The sequence below is a fragment of the Roseibium aquae genome (assembly GCF_008711285.1).
GTDB classification, from domain to species: Bacteria; Pseudomonadota; Alphaproteobacteria; order Rhizobiales; family Stappiaceae; genus Roseibium; species Roseibium aquae.
In genome coordinates, this window is record NZ_VXDC01000002.1 from 400,139 (window position 1) to 418,341 (window position 18,203).

General features: G+C 60.7%; 18 protein-coding genes and 1 tRNA gene. 8 read left to right on the forward strand and 11 right to left on the reverse strand.

Annotated elements, in window-relative coordinates; all coding sequences use genetic code 11:
- Positions 1-10: 10 nt before the first annotated feature.
- The gene (locus F0184_RS21065; RefSeq protein WP_308809947.1) at positions 11-970 is read left to right on the forward strand and encodes an esterase-like activity of phytase family protein; all 960 of its coding nucleotides are present in this window, start codon (positions 11-13) and stop codon (positions 968-970) included.
- A gap of 67 nt (positions 971-1,037) precedes the next feature.
- On the opposite strand, the gene F0184_RS05590 is transcribed toward F0184_RS21065, so the two are convergent.
- The 9 genes from F0184_RS05590 to F0184_RS05630 all read right to left on the reverse strand — a co-directional run bounded on the left by F0184_RS05590 (position 1,038) and on the right by F0184_RS05630 (position 9,614).
- A complete protein-coding gene (locus F0184_RS05590) occupies positions 1,038-1,457 on the reverse strand; it encodes a hypothetical protein (protein WP_150495159.1) in 420 nt (139 codons plus the stop codon).
- 330 nt (positions 1,458-1,787) lie between these two features.
- Positions 1,788-2,900, reverse strand: a complete 1,113-nt coding sequence (gene leuB, locus F0184_RS05595; protein ID WP_150495160.1) for a 3-isopropylmalate dehydrogenase — start codon at positions 2,898-2,900, stop codon at positions 1,788-1,790.
- Between the two features lie 114 nt (positions 2,901-3,014).
- Positions 3,015-4,838, reverse strand: coding sequence for a bifunctional diguanylate cyclase/phosphodiesterase (locus tag F0184_RS05600; protein ID WP_150495161.1), 1,824 nt, complete (start codon positions 4,836-4,838; stop codon positions 3,015-3,017).
- A 564-nt stretch (positions 4,839-5,402) separates the two neighbouring features.
- Positions 5,403-6,575, reverse strand: coding sequence for a M20 aminoacylase family protein (locus F0184_RS05605; protein WP_150495162.1), 1,173 nt, complete (start codon positions 6,573-6,575; stop codon positions 5,403-5,405).
- 124 nt (positions 6,576-6,699) lie between these two features.
- The gene (locus tag F0184_RS05610; protein ID WP_371871044.1) at positions 6,700-7,365 is read right to left on the reverse strand and encodes a class I SAM-dependent methyltransferase; all 666 of its coding nucleotides are present in this window, start codon (positions 7,363-7,365) and stop codon (positions 6,700-6,702) included.
- A gap of 4 nt (positions 7,366-7,369) precedes the next feature.
- On the reverse strand, positions 7,370-7,795 hold the full coding sequence (locus tag F0184_RS05615; protein WP_150495163.1) for an EVE domain-containing protein: 426 nt from the start codon (positions 7,793-7,795) through the stop codon (positions 7,370-7,372).
- Complete coding sequence (locus tag F0184_RS05620; RefSeq protein ID WP_150495164.1) at positions 7,796-8,086, reverse strand: YciI-like protein; 291 nt, start codon at positions 8,084-8,086, stop codon at positions 7,796-7,798.
- Positions 8,087-8,109: 23 nt separating this feature from the next.
- On the reverse strand, positions 8,110-9,120 hold the full coding sequence (locus F0184_RS05625) for an NAD(P)H-dependent glycerol-3-phosphate dehydrogenase (protein ID WP_150495165.1): 1,011 nt from the start codon (positions 9,118-9,120) through the stop codon (positions 8,110-8,112).
- Positions 9,117-9,614 carry an NUDIX hydrolase gene (locus F0184_RS05630; RefSeq protein WP_150495166.1) on the reverse strand — a complete coding sequence of 166 codons (498 nt, stop codon included), beginning with the start codon at positions 9,612-9,614 and terminating at the stop codon, positions 9,117-9,119. The genes F0184_RS05625 and F0184_RS05630 overlap by 4 nt, the downstream gene beginning before the upstream one ends.
- 224 nt (positions 9,615-9,838) lie before the next feature.
- Here F0184_RS05630 and F0184_RS05635 point away from each other — a divergent pair, with 224 nt between their 5' ends.
- Positions 9,839-10,234, forward strand: coding sequence for a glycine zipper family protein (locus tag F0184_RS05635; protein ID WP_206668303.1), 396 nt, complete (start codon positions 9,839-9,841; stop codon positions 10,232-10,234).
- Here F0184_RS05635 and tsaD read toward each other — a convergent pair.
- Complete coding sequence (gene tsaD / locus F0184_RS05640; protein WP_150495205.1) at positions 10,231-11,301, reverse strand: tRNA (adenosine(37)-N6)-threonylcarbamoyltransferase complex transferase subunit TsaD; 1,071 nt, start codon at positions 11,299-11,301, stop codon at positions 10,231-10,233. The two genes, F0184_RS05635 and tsaD, sit on opposite strands and share 4 nt — an antisense overlap.
- 131 nt (positions 11,302-11,432) lie before the next feature.
- Between tsaD and hemC the strand changes: the two genes are divergently transcribed.
- The 5 genes from hemC to F0184_RS05665 all read left to right on the forward strand — a co-directional run bounded on the left by hemC (position 11,433) and on the right by F0184_RS05665 (position 17,667).
- Entirely contained in the window at positions 11,433-12,356 is a 924-nt protein-coding gene (hemC, locus tag F0184_RS05645) for a hydroxymethylbilane synthase (RefSeq protein ID WP_150495167.1), read from the forward strand.
- 6 nt (positions 12,357-12,362) lie between these two features.
- Positions 12,363-13,070 carry a uroporphyrinogen-III synthase gene (locus F0184_RS05650; RefSeq protein WP_172971996.1) on the forward strand — a complete coding sequence of 236 codons (708 nt, stop codon included), beginning with the start codon at positions 12,363-12,365 and terminating at the stop codon, positions 13,068-13,070.
- 116 nt (positions 13,071-13,186) lie between these two features.
- Positions 13,187-15,145, forward strand: coding sequence for a mitofilin family membrane protein (locus tag F0184_RS05655; RefSeq protein ID WP_208998332.1), 1,959 nt, complete (start codon positions 13,187-13,189; stop codon positions 15,143-15,145).
- Between the two features lie 87 nt (positions 15,146-15,232).
- A complete protein-coding gene (locus F0184_RS05660) occupies positions 15,233-17,308 on the forward strand; it encodes a heme biosynthesis HemY N-terminal domain-containing protein (RefSeq protein ID WP_150495169.1) in 2,076 nt (691 codons plus the stop codon).
- A 283-nt stretch (positions 17,309-17,591) separates the two neighbouring features.
- Positions 17,592-17,667, forward strand: a tRNA-Thr gene (locus tag F0184_RS05665).
- A 77-nt stretch (positions 17,668-17,744) separates the two neighbouring features.
- On the opposite strand, the gene F0184_RS05670 is transcribed toward F0184_RS05665, so the two are convergent.
- Complete coding sequence (locus F0184_RS05670) at positions 17,745-17,954, reverse strand: helix-turn-helix domain-containing protein (RefSeq protein WP_150495170.1); 210 nt, start codon at positions 17,952-17,954, stop codon at positions 17,745-17,747.
- 10 nt (positions 17,955-17,964) lie between these two features.
- Here F0184_RS05670 and F0184_RS20675 point away from each other — a divergent pair.
- Positions 17,965-18,203: hypothetical protein (locus F0184_RS20675; protein WP_206668305.1), on the forward strand; the 239-nt coding region annotated here is incomplete at its 3' end.

Below are 18,203 nucleotides of genomic sequence, written 5' to 3' on the forward strand. Positions count from 1 at the left end.
CGAAGATGGCGTGCGGGCGCATGTCAGCCTTTATCAGTTTGGCGCCGACGCTCCTGCTTATCCGTCCATCGTCTCGGCCATGGACCCGGAAAAGAGCGCGCCGATCGGTTGGGGCGCCCTGTCCGGGCTGGCCGCCGATCCCAACGATGCCAACACGATCTATGCGGTGAGCGACAGCTTCTATCAGGATGCCCGTATCTTCACGATCGACATCTCGACCGCTCCGGCCACCATCACTTCCTTTGTCAACGTGACGGGCGCGAGCCAGGAACGTCTTGACCTGGAGGGGATCGCGATTGCGTCTGATGGCGGTTTCTGGCTGGCCTCCGAAGGCCATCCGGACAATGGCCGTGGCCATTTGCTCTTGAAGGTTGGGACCAATGGCGTGGTGGAGCGGGAAATCGCGTTGCCCGATGATCTGATCGCCCAGGGAGAACGGTTCTCCTTTGAAGGGGTCACCGAGTACGAGATGAACGGCCAGGCGATGGTCGCTGTTGCCGTTCAGCGCGAATGGAAAGACGATCCGAAAGGCTTCGTGAAGCTGGCCCTGTTCAACCCCGCAGACGACAGCTGGGGTTTCGTCCACTATCCGCTCGATGCGCCTGCCAGCCCGGCCGGTGGCTGGGTCGGATTGTCCGAGATCGTCTCTCTGGGCGAGGGCCGGGTTGCCCTCCTTGAGAGAGACAACAGGGGCGGCGAAGACGCGGCCATCAAGCAGATCACGGTTGTTTCCCTGAATGGTGTGACCCCGGCTGCGTATGGCGAAGCGCTGCCCGTCCTTCAGAAACGCATGGCGATGGACATCCTGCCGCATCTGTCTGCTGCCAAAGGCTGGATCCTCGACAAGCCGGAAGGTTTGACGATCACCGCCGATGGTCGCCTGATTCTTGTCACCGACAACGATGGCGTGGACGACGCACCGGGCGAAACCCTGCTGCTCGACCTAGGGCCGGCGGCACGCCTGAACTAAGGTCGGCGACGTCTTCAAAAAAACAGAACCCGGCGGGCCACCTGCCGGGTTTTTCATGTGCGTCCCGTCAGTTGCTCCGGCGGTAGACGCTGACATTGGTGTAGCTGGCGACATCCACCAGATGAACGGTCTGCGTGACGACGAGCTCGGTTCCGTCTTCGGAGAGTTCCCGTTCCGCCTTCATGAGGGTAAGTGGGCCACGGCGGGCTTCGGACACCAGTTTCCGGTCGCCTTCGAACACAAGCCGCATGGCGTCGACCAATCCGCTTTTGCCGAGCTTCACCTCCGGGCCGTCCGGGATCGCCTCGAAGCTGTCATTGGTCACCTCCCCCGTTTCGCTCACCTGGTTCATGGTGAAACGGGCCATGCCGAAGTGATCCTCGATTCTCAGTGTCGCGCTTCGGGGGGGCTCGCCTTGCTCGAATTCGCTTTCGTCCGCGTCGAGGATCCAGGTCCCGAGAAATGGGGCAATCTTGTCTTCGCTCATCGCAGGCCCCTTTTAGTGAAATCGAGGTGGGATCAGGCGGCCTTGAACACGGGGGCGCCGCCGCTGTCAACCGCTGCGGCTTTGGTTCTCCGTCGGCAGGACGCAAAATGGCGGGGTCAAACCCCGCCTCAGCCTGGTAACATGAACTGTTGACCCCCTCACCCTGAGGACAGTTTCGACGAATCATCGGCGGCCTTTTGTTTGAGCCGCCGATCTTCCGAGGCTCCGCGGCACTCCGCACCCCGGGATGAGGTTTTGGGTAAGCCGGAGCTTTTTCAGCCGTGGGAGGTCGGGTTCAGCCGAACCTCCGAGAGCCGGGTGCGCAAACGATTACCCGGCGAGCGCGCCGAGTTCTGCGACGATCGCATCGCCGATCTCAACGGTTGTAACCGTTGCCCCGCCTTGCGCCGCGATGTCCTTCGTCCGCAGGCCCTTGTCCAAGGTATTGGCAATCGCCTTGTCGAGGAGGTCGGCGGCTTCGACCAGTTCGAAGGAATAACGGAGCGCCATCCCGAAAGAGGCGATCATCGCGATCGGGTTGGCCGCGCCCGTGCCGGCAATGTCCGGGGCGGAGCCATGGACAGGCTCGTAGAGGGCCTTGCGCTTGCCGGTTTTGGCGTCCGGCGCACCGAGCGATGCGGACGGCAGCATGCCAAGCGAGCCGGTCAGCATGGCCGCCACGTCGGACAGCATGTCGCCGAACAGGTTGTCCGTAACGATCACGTCGAATTGCTTCGGCCAGCGCACCAGTTGCATGCCGCCCGCGTCGGCCAGCATATGCTCGAGGGTGACATCCTCATAGCCGTTCTTGTGGGTCTGGGTGACGACTTCGTTCCACAGCACACCGGATTTCATCACGTTCCGTTTTTCCATGGACGTGACCTTGTTGTTCCGGGTCCGGGCCAGTTCGAAGGCGACTTTCGAAATCCGTTCGATTTCATAGGTGTCGTACACCTGGGTGTCGATGCCCCGCTTCTGCCCGTTGCCGAGATCGACTATTTCCTTCGGCTCGCCGAAATATACCCCGCCGGTGAGTTCCCGAACGATCAGGATGTCCAGGCCTTCGATCACGTCCTTTTTAAGGGAGGAGGCATCGGCGAGGGCGGGGTAGCAGATCGCCGGACGCAGGTTGGCAAACAGCTCCATATCCTTGCGCAGGCGCAAGAGTCCCGCCTCCGGCCGCACCTCGTAGGGCACGGTGTCCCATTTCGGCCCGCCAACAGCGCCGAAGATGACCGCATCGGCTGCCATTGCCTTGCTCATGTCGTCTTCGGAAATCGACTGCCCATGCGCGTCATAGGCGGAGCCGCCGACGAGACCGTCCTCGGTTGAGAAGTCGGTGCCCCCATGGGCGTTGAACCAGGCGATGACCTTTTTCACCTCTTCCATGATTTCCGGACCGATGCCGTCGCCAGGGAGAAGCAGAAGATTTTGAGAAGCCATTGACGTTCCGTCCCATGCTGTTCTTGAAAAAGCAGGAACATGGGTTAGCGCCTTGGACGGCGGCTGACAAGGACAGGAGACTTGCGAAGAGTTCAATGAAAACTGAGGAAACGATCAGTTGGCCTTGGAATTGGCCATTTGGCCGAATGTTGCCTCGGCGATGCCAATGGCGGCGTTTTTGGCCTCGCTCTTCAAGATCGCGATCTGCCGGCCAATGATGTCTTTCCGGTCCACACTCATGCCTGCGGGCAAGTGCAGGATCGCCGCCGAACATCTCAGAAGCGGGAATATGCGCTCCACTCCAAACCGGTCTTGAGCCTGGATATAGCCGTTCAACCGGTCATTAGAATCATACAGGCTTTCGGCTTGATGCCGGAACTGCTCTTGCAGTTCCAAGATCAGCTCTCTCGTTCCTTTAAGTGTACGGCCCCTAGCGCCTATGAAAAAATCATCCCCTCCGATATGTCCGGCGAACAGGTCATCTCTTGCAGAAAAACGCTTCACGATTTCGGAGAACAACAGCAGGGCCCTGTCGCCTGTGGCGAATCCGTAGACGTCGTTGAAGGGTTTGAAATTGTCCAGATCGAGATAGCAAAAGCAGCGTTCGAAGTCTGGGGTCGAGGCATGCAACTGGACATACTGGATAATCGAAGCGTTGCCGGGCAGTTTTGTTAAGGGATTCTGGTTCTCCGCGGCGCGAATTCGAGCCTCATTCGAAATCTTCAACAGCGCCGTCGTCGTGAGGAATCCGTAATACCGTCCCTTGTTGGTGATGATGATGCCGCCGGCTTCATCCTCTTCATCTGCAATCATTCCGACGAGTTGGTCGAGGGGTGTGCCGATGCCAGCAATGGGACAGCGGTGGATGAACCGGCCGATGCTGCCGCTCATCACAGGGTTCAGCAACAGGTCCCGGCCAAAGGGCATGTAGACGAAGGTTTTGATATCCTTCTCGCGAATGATGCCGCGCGGTTCGCCGCTAGCGTTGACGACCGGGATGAAAGCATTTACCCGTCCCGCGCCCAGGAAAGTCAGCACCTCTTGCATTCTTGCATTGTCACGCAATGGAACCAGCTGCTTGACCTCCTTGGCGACCATTTCACGGTCTGTCATGCTAACGAGATCGGGGTTCTTCGGAGCAGGTATCTCTAGTTTGTAATGTGTGTGAAGATCCTGAGTATCCATCACCCCTGGCGATATCAGAAAGCCTTGGATGAGATCGCAGCCAACCTCGCGGCAGATTGAAAACTCCTGCAGTGTTTCGACACCTTCGGCCACAACGCGCATTCCAAGAATGTGCGCCATGTCCACCACCGTCTTGACCAAATGACGCTTGCGCGCGTTGTTCTGGATATCCCGGATGAAGAACTGGTCGATCTTCAAGATGTCGGGCTCCAGTTCATACAGAGACTGTAACTGAGAGTAACCGCGGCCATAGTCGTCCATCGCAAGCCCGAAACCGAGCTTCCGACTCGCTCTTGCAAAGTGTTTAAGTTTTTCGCTGTCACGGACATTGTCAGCTTCACTGTTTTCCAGCACGATCTGAGATGATTTCAGGCCGCGTACGGTCAACAAACGTAAGGTCTCATCCAACAGATAGCCGTCGACCGATAGGAGGCGGGTGTCGACATTCAAGAAGAGTTTCGTGTTGCCGCGATCACGTAACGCTGCGTATTTGACGATCGCTTTTTTCCGAAGCAGCAGTTCGAACTGGCGCAAGCACCCGGTTTTTGCTGCAAAGTCAAATATATCAGCCGGGGTTTCAAACCCCATTTGGCCGACATTTCGCAGCAGAGCCTCGAAGCCGTAGGTATCCCCGGAATCCGCGTCCACAATTGGCTGGAATGCATAGTCGAGCAGACCCTCGGAGCGCTCCAGAAACGATTTCCCATCGGGAAACCCAGAAATGTGTGATTCAGCCAAAGGTTGAGCCGTCATGTGATCCGGATTTTGATAAAAGTCGTCTTCGACTAACCACCCTATTTGGCTTATAATTAGAGACAGTGTATTTTAGATGACTAACAAAACTTGTTGGTTACCAAAAGGTTGCTGCTCCCCAAAACGATCGGAAACGCGCCGCGTTTTCATTGTTAAAAACAACAGTAAACTTGAATGGGGCCTGCAAATGCGTAGCGGAATTCTCCCTGGTACAGCCTGGTTGGTAACCTTCTCAGCCAGCTCGTGATCGACAGGTGGCCGGTTCGGCCTTTTGGTCACCCAAAGATGCGGCGGTTCCACGCAATTTTGGGTTGCTGCCGTCCATCCGTTGGGTAAATCGCCGCGCAAGGTGTGGATCTTCGGTTAAGTGCTGCAAGAGCCTGGCCGTCAATTCCGCAGCCTTTGTGCCCCAAGATCAACAGGCGACCACAGGAAAGTTTCTTCCTATCGGCAATTGATCCAACCGATGACAAAAGTCTGTTGCCAGCTGCTGAAGAAATTCCCGGCCAGACTGAAACGGTGCGATCCAATCTTGTCAGACGATGCTCCAAACCGCCGAACGCCCTAATCCGCGACAGGCAAACCCTTTTCGATCAGTCGGACCCAGTACGAGGATCCCACCGGAATGAGGTCGTCGTTGAAGTCATACTCGGGATGATGCAGACCGGCGCTTTGCCCGTTACCGGCAAAGATGAAGGCGCCCGGCCGTTCCTCCAGCATGTAGGAAAAATCCTCGCCGCCCATCATCGGGTTGATATCCGTTCTGACCCGCTCTTGTCCCGCGATCTCCTCGGCGATGGAGCGGGCGAAGTCCGTTTGGGCGTCATGGTTGACGGTGACAGGATATCCGCGATTGAACTGAATGTCGGCCACCGCTCCAAAGCCTTCGGCAATCGAGGTGACCAGCGCTTTCAGCCGCTTTTCGGCAAGCGCGCGAATGCCTGCGTCCAGGGTCCGGATCGTGCCACGCAGTGTCGCGGTTTGCGGGATGACGTTGAAGGCGCTGCCGGCCTCGAAGACGGTAACAGATACGACCACTGACTGGAGCGGGTCCGTGTTGCGGCTGGCGATCGTTTGAAGCGCACTGACGATCTGGCTCCCGGTCGCGATCGGATCAATTGTGTCATGCGGTTTGGCGGCATGGCCGCCCCGGCCCGAGATTGTGATTTCAAACGTGTCGGTCGCGGCCATCATGGGGCCCTTGCGGATGGCGAATTCGCCGACGGGCAGTCCTGGGAAGTTATGCAGGCCGTAGACTTCGTCGATTGGCCAGCGGGTCATTAACCCGTCGTCGATCATGGCCTTGGCCCCGGCCCCGCCTTCTTCGGCCGGCTGAAAAATCACGACCACGGTGCCATCGAAATTCCGTGTCTCGGCAAGATACTTCGCCGCGCCCAGAAGCATCGCTGTGTGCCCGTCATGGCCGCAGGCGTGCATCTTGCCCGGGATCTTGGATGCGTAGGGTTTGCCCGTTGCCTCCTTGATCGGCAGGGCGTCCATGTCCGCGCGCAAACCGATGCATTTGCCACTGTCCGTCCGTCGTCCCCGGATCACCCCGACGACGCCGGTTTTGCCAAGACCCGTGGCGACCTCGTCCACGCCGAACGATGTCAGCAGACCGGCGACTTTCTCCGACGTGCGGACCGTGTCGTAGAGAAGTTCCGGGTTCTCATGAAAATCCCGGCGCCAGGCCGTTATTTCGTCCGACAGATCGGCAAGGCGGTTTATCACGGGCATTGGAAACTCCTTTGTCGGACTGACGGGTTCCGCTTTTCTGCATGTCTCATCATATGCGGATGGACGCGCTTCGATCGGCGGCGACTGACTTGCATTTTGACGCGGCTGGCCAGCCGGCATGTTTTCAGATGGGCTTGAACCTGAAGACCGAACTCTTTTTGACCTCCAGATCCTCAAGCGCCCCGACACCCGGCACTTCAAATGTCGCCAGGCGGTCGAGCCGCTCGACCGGAAGATAGGATCGGCCGGGATCGCCGACAAGAATTGGGACACCCTTTCGCAGGTACCTGTCAAGCAGGCCAAGGGTCCGCTCGGCCATGTTCTTGTCATAAAACACGTCGCCGCAAAACACGAGCTCGGCATCGGGCGCGCCGCAAGATGTAATGTCGCGGCAATGGAGCATCAGCTCCACACCGTTCAGTTCGCTGTTCAATCGTGCCGCTTCTATGGCGAACGGATCGATATCAACCGCGTCACAGCGGGAAGCACCCGCTTTCATGGCGGCAATGCCGATCAATCCGGACCCGCAGGCGAAATCGAGCACCCGCTTGCCGCGCACCAGACCCGGCGTGTCCAGAATGTAGCGGGCCAAAGCTTGGCCACCGGCCCAGGCAAAGGCCCAGAACGGGGGCTCGAGACCCAATTCGCCGAGTTCTTCTTCCGTCTTGAGCCAAAGCTCGACGGCCTCGTCGGCCAGATGGAGCTCTATTTCCGGAGCATGAGCAACTGGGCGGACCCGCGTCTGGTCCTTGATAAATTGTGACCGGTCCTGGATGGGGCTGTCGCTCACCGGCTTATGCGGGCTCCGCCAATCCGCCCATCCTGCACACGAGTTGCCATTCGTCCGCGCGGACCGGTTGGACCGACAGGCGCATGGAGGTGACGAGAGACATGTTCGCCAGCCTGGGTTCGGCCTTCACATCGGCCAGAGTGACCGGTTTGGGCATATCCCGGATGGCTTTGAAATCCACACATTCCCAGCGGGGGTCGTCCGTCGTGGTGTCTGGGTGAATTTCGCTGCACACTTCAACGATGCCGACGATCTCCTTACCGATATTGGAGTGGTAGAAGAACGCCTTGTCGCCAATGTTCATGGCGCGCATGTTGTTGCGGGCCTGGTAGTTGCGGATGCCGTCCCACTGCTCGCCTTGATCGCCCTTGCCTTTTTGCTGCTCCCACGACCATTTGTCAGGTTCGGACTTGATCAGCCAGTACTGCACTTAGCTCGCCTCCGGGTTCTTCAGTGCCCAGTTCCAGGGCCGGATTTCAACGGTTTCGAAAAGACCGGCTCTTGCATAGGGGTCTTCTTTTGAAATCGCCAGTGCTTCCTCCCGGTTCGCCGCCTCTATCAGCAGCATCGAACCGGTCATGTTGCCGTGATCGTCCAGAAACGGCCCGGCCCCCTTGAGCGCATCGCCCAGACTGTTGAGGAACTCCAGATGGGCCGGGCGGTTGTCGAGCCGGGTCTGGAGAGAGCCGGGCTTGTCTGTGCAGATGAATGCGTAGAGCATTTGTGGATCTCCGGACATGCGGGTCACTGTTGGTTTTCGATTTCCGCTTTGAGCGGTCTGGCCATGAGGTTCAGCAGCGCGTCTTCGATGGACAAGTCCTGATCTATCATCGCCGCCACGGTTTGACTGATCGGCAGCTCTACACAGAGCTTTGTCCCCAGCTCAACCGCGATCCGGGCGGAATGAGCACCTTCGGCCAGCGTGCCGCCGGCGTGAATGAGGTCTGAAGCTGCAAGCCCTTCACCCAGTTTCATCCCAAAAGAGAAATTCCGGGATTGGGGGCTGGAACAGGTCAGCACGAGATCGCCCAGACCCGACAGCCCGGTCAGCGTTTCGGCCTGCGCGCCCATGGCCGTCCCCAATCGCGTCAGTTCGGCGAACCCGCGTGCAGTAAGGGCCGCCTGGGCGCTGGCCCCAAGCTTTCGTCCCGCCACGGCACCACAGGCAATCGCCAGAACGTTCTTGAGCGCTCCGCCGATCTGCACGCCGATCAGGTCCTTTGAGGCATAGGGGCGAAACGCCGGCGCAGCGAGGGCACGCGCCAAATCGTCTGCAAGGGCCAGTGTGTCCGAGGCGATCGTGACTGCCGTCGGTAGCCCTTTCGCAACGTCCTCCGCAAAACTCGGTCCCGACAATACGGCGACCTTGGCCTGCGGAAGAACCTCCTTGACGACCTGTGAGACCAACTGTCCCGTGCTGCGTTCGATGCCTTTCGAACAGAGCACGATGGGCTTTTCGCCGGGGTCAATTTCGGCCAGAGCCTCGCACAGGGCGCGGGTCGTTTGCGCCGGGGTGACGAGCAGCAAAACGTCGCTTGCGGCGACGGCCGGCAAGCTGGTGGTTGCCGCGAACTCCTCGTCGAACGTGATTCCCCGCAGGTACCGGCTGTTCTGGTTCCGCGCCCGGATCTCTGAAATGGTATTGGCGTCGCGTCCCCACAGGGTAACGTTCCGCCCGGCCCGGGCTGCCGTCAGCGCCAGGGCGGTTCCCCATGCCCCGGCACCGATAACGCCAATCGATTGCATGCGGATCATCCGAGCTCCTGTGCAAGCCTGGACCGGAGTGCTGCGAGGGGCGCCCCGAACCCGGCATAGAAATTTCCGGGATCCATTGCACGCGGCGCCGACAGATCCAACCAGAACAATCGAAACCGGATCGGGTCACCGCCGAAACTCGGTGTCATTTCGAAGTGTTCCCATTCCTCGGCTGGAACGCGGGGCAGGCGCGCATGATACATGCGCCGCCGATGACTGCCACGGACGGGGCGTTCGGGTTCGCCTGATCCGGCCAGGTTCGGTGACTTTGGGCCGACAACGAAATCCTCGTCGAAAAACGGGGTGAGTGCGCAGTGAAGGCGTAGGCCTGTTTCTTCGGTGAACTCCCGGTGGGCCGCGATCAGATAACTTTCGCCCGGGTCCACGGTCCCGCCCGGAACCTGAAGGCCTATGGCCGGGTTGTCAGGCTCTTCGAAGACCAGCAGCCTGCTTCCGCAGGTCAGATAGACGTAGGCTTTGTGAAAAACGCGCAAGGTTTCGCCCCTGGATGAATCACCAACATCTTTTTCCTAACAGCCCGGCTTGCCCCCTCCAAGCGGCATTGCCAACCGGTCTGTCCTGCTTTCAAAGGCAGAGGCTTCCTTATTTGAAAAAATTATTGTATTACAATAAATATTATTTGCAAAATATGTATCTACAATCTATCTGTTCCGTGCGTGCGCAGCCCCTTTCTCACTCATCTCAAGGAGACAAATGCGTGCAAGTGTATGGAAAACTTCTGGGTCCCATCGGGATCCTTTGTCTTGCCGCCAGCCTCGCAGCATGCGGGCAGACCGGTTCCAACTACCAGCCGATCGTCGACGGCCCTCTGGGCTATACTTTTAATTCGGATCTGTCGCAGTGTCGGCAGCTTGCCGAAACGCATGCGCTCATGAACGATGACGCGCAAATGGCCGCACTCGGAGGTGCGGCGATCGGTGGTTTCATTGGGGCACTGGAAGCGGACGGCGATGATGTTGCCGGTTCGGCGGCCATTGGGGCCCTCGTCGGCGGTGCTATGGGCGCGGGCGAGGGCGCGATGGAGGCTCAGAGCAAGCGCAAGCAGATTGTCATGAACTGCATGGCGGGCAGGGGCCATCGGGTAGTCGGCTAAACCTTCGCGCCTTTCTTCCCGGATCCCAGTACGGAGCCGCTTGTCTCATCGAGGGGCCAGCGTGGCCGCGGCGGCATGTCCATGTGATCAACGGGACCCATGGCCAGCCGTTCAATCCCGGCCCAAGCGATCATGGCGGCATTGTCGGTGCACAGTTTCATGGGCGGGGCCACGAACCTGGCGCCGGCCGCCTCACAGGCTTGCAACAGCGATTTTCGGATCTCGCCATTGGCTGCAACGCCGCCGGCGACAACGAGCGTTTTCGGTTGATCCGGGAACCGGTCTGCGAACATGTCAAGGGCCCGGCTTGTCCTGGCGGCCAGCACGTTGGCGACGGCCGATTGGAAACCGGCACAAAGATCGCAAACCGTTTGCTCGTCGATCGGTTCGAGTTTCTTGGCCTGCGTCCGCAAAGCGGTTTTGAGGCCGGCGAAGGACATGTCTAGCCCTGGACGATCAAGGAGCGGACGGGGAAGCGCGAAGCGGCCGGCGTCGCCCCGCCCGGCCATTTGTTCGACCGCCGGCCCCCCCGGGTACGGCAGGCCGAGGAGTTTCGCGGTCTTGTCGAAGGCTTCGCCGACGGCATCATCGATTGTGGTGCCCAGGCGTTCGTAGTCGCCGACGCCGCGAACCAAAAGAAACTGGCTGTGCCCGCCCGATACAAGGAGCAGCAGGAAAGGGAAATCGAGATCGTCCGTTAGGCGTGCGGTCAAAGCGTGACCTTCGAGATGGTTGACAGCCACCAGCGGTTTTCCGGCCGCCATTGCGATCGCCTTTGCGGTCATGAAACCCACGATCACGCCGCCGATCAGTCCCGGACCCGCCGTGGCTGCAATGGCGTCGATGTCCTCCCAGTCACACTCTGCATCCCGCAGGGCCTGACTGATGATATCGTCCAAAACCTCAATATGCGCCCGCGCCGCGATTTCCGGGACGACCCCGCCAAACGCAAGATGGGCCTCGATCTGGGACCGGATGATGTTTGACCGTATTGTTTTGCCGTCCGGGCCGCTGACAACCGCCGCGGCGGTCTCGTCGCAACTGGTCTCGATACCCAGAACCGTCAGGCGTTTTTTCTCGTTTGTATTGACGAAAGTCATGGGTCTTGCTGCATTGGGGGTCTTGAGTTGAGTTCGGGCCGGCGACCGGCCCCATTTTGATATCCGCCGGAGGCGGGCTAACATCGGGATCAGATACCTTGCAATCAAGTCTTTTGCGAATCGGAACGCGCGGCAGCGCCCTTGCTCTCGCCCAGGCACATGAAACACGATCCCGGTTGATGGCCGCGCACGATCTGCCAGAAAGCGCTTTCGAAATCGTTGTCATCAAGACCTCAGGGGACCAGATCCAGGATCGTCCGCTATCTGAAGTGGGCGGTAAAGGGCTGTTTACCAAGGAAATTGAGGACGCTCTGCTCGATGGCCGGATCGATCTTGCCGTCCATTCGTCAAAAGACATGCCAACTGTGCTGCCCGGCGGTTTGGCGATTACCGCGTTTTTGCCACGCGAGGATGTGCGCGATGCCTTCCTGTCACCCAAGGCCAAGACGCTCATGGACCTTCCGCACGGCGCGGTCGTGGGCTCCAGTTCCTTGCGGCGGCAAGCCATGATCAAGAGATTGCGGCCGGATATCGACGTCGTCATGTACCGGGGCAATCTGCAAACCCGCCTGCGCAAGCTGGAAGAGGGGCACGTCGATGCCACGCTTCTCGCCCACGCCGGGCTTCGCCGTCTCGAGTTGACACATGTGGTGACCAGTCTGCTCGAGCCGGAGGAGTTTCTCCCGGCCGTTGGGCAAGGGGCCATCTGTATCGAGAGCCGGATCGACGATCAGGCCACCCTCGATTTGCTCGCGCCGATCGATCATCTGGAAACGAAAATCCGGTTGACGGCCGAACGGGCGTTCCTTGCGGTGTTGGATGGGTCGTGCCGGACGCCGATCGGCGGGCTGGCCACGCTTAATGGAAGCCAACTGACCTTGAAGGGCATCATTGTGAAACCGGATGGGACAGAGGCTCATGAGGTCGAACGATCCGGTGAAGCGACCGGGGCGGAGGCGATCGGGAAGGCTGCGGGTGAGACTTTGAAAGCCCTGTCGGGTCCCGGTTTTCTGGCGGTCTGATCGGCTGTGCGGTTTCTCGTTACCCGCCCTCAGCCCGAGTGTGGGCGTACGGCCCGGAAAATACGGGCTCTCGGGCACGAGGCCGATGAAATGCCGTTGCTGGAACAGACCGTCACGATTCCTGATCGCCTTGACTTGCAGGCCATCTCAGCGCTCGCAGTCACCAGCGCACGGATCGCGCCGATCCTTGCCGGGCACAATCAGTTCCCGGCGTTGCGAACACTTTCGGTCTACGCAGTGGGAGACCGCACGGCCAACGCGCTCCGGCAAGCGGGCTGGCCCCATGTGATCTCGGCCGCAGGGGCGGTCGATGATCTTGTGGATCTGATTGCGGGCCGGCACCGCGACGGTTCTATCCTCTATGTCGCGGCCGGCGATCGCGCTGGGGATCTGGAAAAAGCGCTCTCCGATCGCGATATAGAGTGCCATGTCTGCGAAGCTTACCGAATGATCAAGCTAACCCGACTGGACGATGCGATCGAAAAGCGGCTTCAGATGGGCGCATACGCCGGCATCCTTGTTTTTTCGCGGCGCACCGCAGAGGCGTTCGCGGATATCGTCAGGTCATTCAAATGGCGGACACGGGCTTCGAATTTGCCGGTTTACGCCATTTCGTCGCAGGCTGGCGAGCCGCTCAGGGGCATGGCGAACCTTGAGGTGGCGGACGAACCGACCGAAGATGCCGTCCTGCGCGCGGCATTAAGCATCCCTTAACCGCGACCGGCGAGTCCTGTCTTCGCACCGCGGAAAAGACTTCGGCGCAACCGCTATCGCGACAGGGCCGCGTGTGTATAGTAGACAACAGGAAAGCGGGGGCAGGAGGACAGCATATGGCATCGGACAAGGACCCCAAGGATCCAAAGGGACAGGAACCGGCCTCATCGGCGTCACGCTCCAAATCTTCGCCCGACAAGGACAAGCCAGCGGCGGACAACCGGGTCAAGGCTTCTGGCCAGACAAGTGTGTCCAGCACTTCAAAGCGCCCCGTTACCATTGATTTGAAACCCGAAAAAGTCGAGGCCAAGGCGCCTGAAAAGAGCGCGGCGGCAGCAAGTGACAAGACGCCGGATAAAGAAGGGTCCAAGGCCGGATCCGACAGCGGCAAGCCCGCTTGGGGCGGTGCGTCCGCGAAGACGGATGAGGCAAAACCGGCTGCGGCGTCACCGTCGGCCGGGACCGGTTCGGCCGGCGCCGGGTCCGCCTCGGCGGATCCCAAGGCCGGTGCAACCTCGTCCATGCCGGCACCCTCCCCGGCATCGGCAGCCACGTCCGCAGCTGGCTCGGCATCCGCAAAGCCGTCAGATCCCAAATCAGCGGATACGGCGGCAAAGGCTGCTACCGCAGGCTCCGGCAAGCCGTCGCAATCCGGTGAAAAACCGGGTGGTCCGGCTGGTGCGGCCAAATCTCAGGCCGGCAGTTTCTCCGGTAAACCCGAGCCCAGTGCCGCTGGCGCCGGTTTCGGAGGTTTGCTGGCGGCCGCCATTGTTGGCGGAGCGCTGGTACTGGGCGGCGGTTATGCGCTCCAGTCGTCCGGGGTCATCAATCTGGGCGGCGGATTGGATGATGAAGCCCGGCAAGCAATGGTGGCGGCGCAATCCCGTATCGCGGATCTGGAAACGCAACTGTCCGCCCTCGGCCAATCCGCGGACTCGACGGATGTGGAAGGTCTGGTCAGCGAACTCGGCGACCGTTTGAGCGCCCTGGAAAACGCGGGAACCGATGCGCAGAGCGCGGCGGCTGGCGGGTTGGCGGAGTTGCGCCAGCAGGTCGCCGCCCTTGAAGACCGGCTGACATCTGCCGCATCCGGGACAACTGACCCCGGCGGTGGACCGGCGGCCCCACCGGCCGATCTGCAGCCGCTTCAAGACAGCATCGCAGCGTTGCAGGGCCAGGTGGAAACCCTTCAGTCGGCCGCAGCGGACGCAACGAGCCTCCAGGCGGAGGTAGGGTCGGTGTCCGGATCCATGGAGACCGTTCAAGCGTCGATTGCGGACATCCGCTCGGCCCTTGCTACGGTTGAAACGCGGTTAGATAACACAGAGACGACCGCGAAAGCGGCGCAAACGGCGGTTTCGACCTCCGACACCTCGCTCAAGACCCTGGCGGACGCACAAGCGCGTGCCAATGAGACGCTGGCGAGCCTGTCGGCAGAAATACAGTCTCTCGGCGACGTCAACAAGGCCGCCGTCGAGAGCATCCGGACCGAGATCCAGACCTTGTCCGAACGGGTGGCGGCGGTGGAGGCCACAATGGGCGACGCGACTGCCCGTGAAGTCGCCGCCCGTGCGCTTTCTGTTTCGGCCCTCAAATCGGCAGTTGATTCCGGCAGGCCATTCGAGACGGAACTGGCTGCGGTCAAGGCCGGGTTGCCGGAGGGAACCGATGTGAGCGCGCTGGAGACTTATGCCCGGGAGGGCGTGCAGCCCGTTTCCGTTCTGATCGCCGAGTTTCCAGCGGTGGCGCGTTCGATCCATGCAACCTTCACCAAGGCCGATCCATCGGAAGACGTGCTGGACAGCTTGTGGGCCAGTGCGCGCTCCATCGTGTCCGTTCGCGGGCCGGGCGACGCGGATGGAACGGGCGCGTCAGCAACCCTGCGCCGGATGGAAAACGCCGTGTCGAGCGGAAATCTTGACGCTGCTCTGGAAGCCTATGGTGATCTGCCTGCGCAGGCCCAAAGCGCGGCCGAGGACTGGGTCGCGCGGGCGAGGGCGCGTGTGGCCGTAGATGACCTGACGGACAAGGCCTCCTCGGAGGTGCTGTCGGCACTCGCGAACCGCGATAGCTGACAGGCCGCATGGGCGGGAGGCTCCGCCGGTGTGACCGCAATGATGTGACAGGCCGACTGGCCGAGGGACTATTGGGAGCGTTATGGCATGATCCGCGTCCTCTTGTTTTTTGCCCTGCTGTTCGTGGTGGCATTGGGCTTTGCCTGGATGGCCGATCTGCCCGGTGTTATCTCGGTGAGCTGGCAGGGCTATGTCTGGGAGCAGCCACCGGCTGTGGCCGTTGTGGTCCTCTCGGTTCTGCTGGGCATCTTTTTGGCGATCGTCTGGGCCATCCGCGTGGTGATGAATTCGCCGAAGATCGCCTCGCGGTTTTTCAAGCGCCGCCGCAAGGACAAAGGGTATGAGGCCCTGTCCCATGGCCTCATCGCTCTGGGCACGGGCAATGCGAAACTGGCCCGCCGCTACGCGCTCGATGCCGAGAAGCTGTTGCCGAAAGAGCCAGCGGCCCGACTGCTTCTGGCTCAGACGGCCCAGCTTGCTGGCAAGGATGAGGAGGCGCGCGGCCGGTTCGAGGCCATGCTCGACGATCCGCAAACGCGGGCACTTGGATTGCACGGCCTTTTCGTCGAGGCGGAACGCCAGGGAGAACCGGTCGCCGCGCGGCACTATGCCGAGGAAGCCGTGCGTGAAGTGCCTGGGCTCGAGTGGGCGGGCAAGGCGGTTCTGGGCTACCAGGCGGTCGCGGGGGATTGGGAGACGGCCCTCAAATCCCTGGAGCGCAATTACACGTCCAAACTCATCGACAAAAAATCCTATCGCCGGCAACGGGCGGTGCTGTTGACGGCGTCGGCGGCGGTTCTGGAGGACCAGGACCCAGAACGGGCCTTTGTCCAGGCCAAGGAAGCCCATGGACTTGCGCCGTCTCTCGTCCCCGCCGCAGTGCTCGCGTCGCGCCTTGCCACCCGGCGCGGCGATATCCGTAAGGCTTCAAAGGTCATCGAGGCGACCTGGAAGCTGTCCCCGCATCCGGATCTGGCGCAAACCTACGCCCATGTGCGGACCGGGGATTCAGCCGTCGACCGGTTGAAGAGGGTCAAGGTTCTGGCCGGCCTGCGCAGCAACACCTCGATCGGGGCCTTGGTGATCGCACGGGCCGCGATGGAGGCAAGGGAATTCGATGAAGCGCGGGAGCAGTTGAAAAAGGTTCTGCGCGCGGAGCCAACCCGGTCCGCTTTCGTGATGATGGCCGAGTTGGAGGAACTCGAACACGGGGATCGCGGGCGCATGCGCGATTGGCTGGCCCGGGCCGTTCACGCGCCCTCGGACATGGCTTGGGTTGCGGATGGCATCGTGTCCAACGAATGGCACGCCGTGTCTCCCGTGACAGGCCGATTGGACGCGTTCGAATGGACAACGCCGCCAAGTGCGCCGGACAAGGGCCCCGCCTTGACCCTGGAGGACGGTTTGTTCGAACCGCCGCTTCCGGTCGTGCCTGCGCCGCTGACCGGCAGCCCCGCCGCATTTGCCGAAGCCGAAGAGCTTCAGCCTGGTGCTGATCCGCAGTCGCATCAGCAGAGCGCTGGTGCAGCGCCCTTGGACGAAGTCGGGCCTCAAAAAGCCGCCGCTGGCGAAAATTCGCCGGCTGAGCTGCCCAAGTCGCCGGCCAAGACCCCGGCCAAGTCGCCGGCCAAGTCGCCGGCCAAAACCCCGGCCAGCGATCAGATCGCGGCGGCCAGCACACCGGTCTCGCCGTCTCAATCCGATCCGGACGAGCCACCGGCCCGTCCGTCTTCCATCGCGCCCAGCCCCGCGCCACTGTCCAGGACCGGGGTCGAGGGAACGGTGGATGATTACAAGTCGGCGCCGGCCATCACCGCCTTGCCGGACTATCCGGACAACCCGTCTGCCGCCCCACCTGCCGCCCCGGCCGGACCCGGTCGCGTGCCGTCCGGCGAGGGGCACTCCGCAGATCGGGGGCCGGGCACTGGTGACCGGTCGAACGGTTTTCATGCCGCTTCGCCGGCGACCGGCCGGTCTCATGAGGCGCCGCCCCGGGGCGCGGCTACCCAGGACGCCGCAAGCGCCGAGGCGCCGGAAAACGGACCCTCTGGAAGGGACGACACCAAACAGCTTCCCTATGTCCTTGGGCGGATGCCGGACGATCCCGGACCCGAGGACGAAACAGCTGGGGCACCCAAAGCCCGGACGGGTTTCTTCAACTGATCCGGCGGAAAATGCGCGGGCCCGCGCGGCGGGCCGTTCATGAGAAAGTCGGAGCAAGGGGAAAACCCCCTTGCACTTTTGAAGCCGCTCCGCTAATTAGCGCGGCGTTCGGACATGAGGCTGGCGCCTGCATCTCCGGAGGAAATTGGCCCGCTTTGCCTGCCCGGTGAAAAACGTCATTGGGAATTGGCGGGCGCGTCAGCGAATGACGTTCGAAGCCAGAAGCCTGGCGAGGACATGAAGAACATAGTACGGCGATAGTAGATCGCTCTTCGTTTGGTAGGCCGCTTTAGCTCAGTTGGTAGAGCACATCATTCGTAATGATGGGGTCACGTGTTCGAGTCACGTAAGCGGCACCAGCCAACCCTCTGAATTTCAATCTACAATCAGAACGACAGGCAGTTTCGAGTCTGCCGACTTGGTGTCCGATTAGACCCTACTCATCCGGTATGGAGTCGAGCGCGGCAAGAAGGCGGTCGAAAAGCTCTGTTGGATTCTCACCTATCGCCTTTGCCAACGCCACGAATTCGACGACATCCAATCGCCGCTCCCCGCCTTCGACTTTGGCGACGTAGGATTGCGGCTTTCCGAGCCGGTCAGCCACGTCCTGCTGCGTCAAGCCGCTTCGCTTCCGCGCGTTGATCAGGGTCCGGCGAGTGTTTTGCGAAGTCTTCCTGGGCCTTTGCGGTTTCGTGTATGATCATGGCTGTTGTGGCATTGGGCGGATTCCATTTTTGGGGGCTGCCTTTTGCGTTTTGGGTGAGGGCTTGGTTGATTTTGTTTATTTATTTTTGTTTTCCCGTGTTGTTCACAGGGTTTGGATTGTTTGGTTTGGTTTGGATTTGTTTTTTTTGAAATTAGGTGTTGACCGTTGGTTTGGGTGGGCCTATAACCC

Bases quoted from the DNA above. Each gene is read 5' to 3' on its own strand.
- leuB (WP_150495160.1), bottom strand. From the start codon at position 2,900: ATGGCTTCTCAAAATCTTCTGCTTCTCCCTGGCGACGGCATCGGTCCG.
- F0184_RS05660 (WP_150495169.1), top strand. From the start codon at position 15,233: ATGATCCGCGTCCTCTTGTTTTTTGCCCTGCTGTTCGTGGTGGCATTG.
- F0184_RS05605 (WP_150495162.1), bottom strand. From the start codon at position 6,575: ATGCCCGTGATAAACCGCCTTGCCGATCTGTCGGACGAAATAACGGCC.
- F0184_RS05620 (WP_150495164.1), bottom strand. From the start codon at position 8,086: ATGCTCTACGCATTCATCTGCACAGACAAGCCCGGCTCTCTCCAGACC.
- F0184_RS05655 (WP_208998332.1), top strand. From the start codon at position 13,187: ATGGCATCGGACAAGGACCCCAAGGATCCAAAGGGACAGGAACCGGCC.
- F0184_RS05625 (WP_150495165.1), bottom strand. From the start codon at position 9,120: ATGATCCGCATGCAATCGATTGGCGTTATCGGTGCCGGGGCATGGGGA.
- F0184_RS05590 (WP_150495159.1), bottom strand. From the start codon at position 1,457: ATGAGCGAAGACAAGATTGCCCCATTTCTCGGGACCTGGATCCTCGAC.
- F0184_RS05600 (WP_150495161.1), bottom strand. From the start codon at position 4,838: ATGACGGCTCAACCTTTGGCTGAATCACACATTTCTGGGTTTCCCGAT.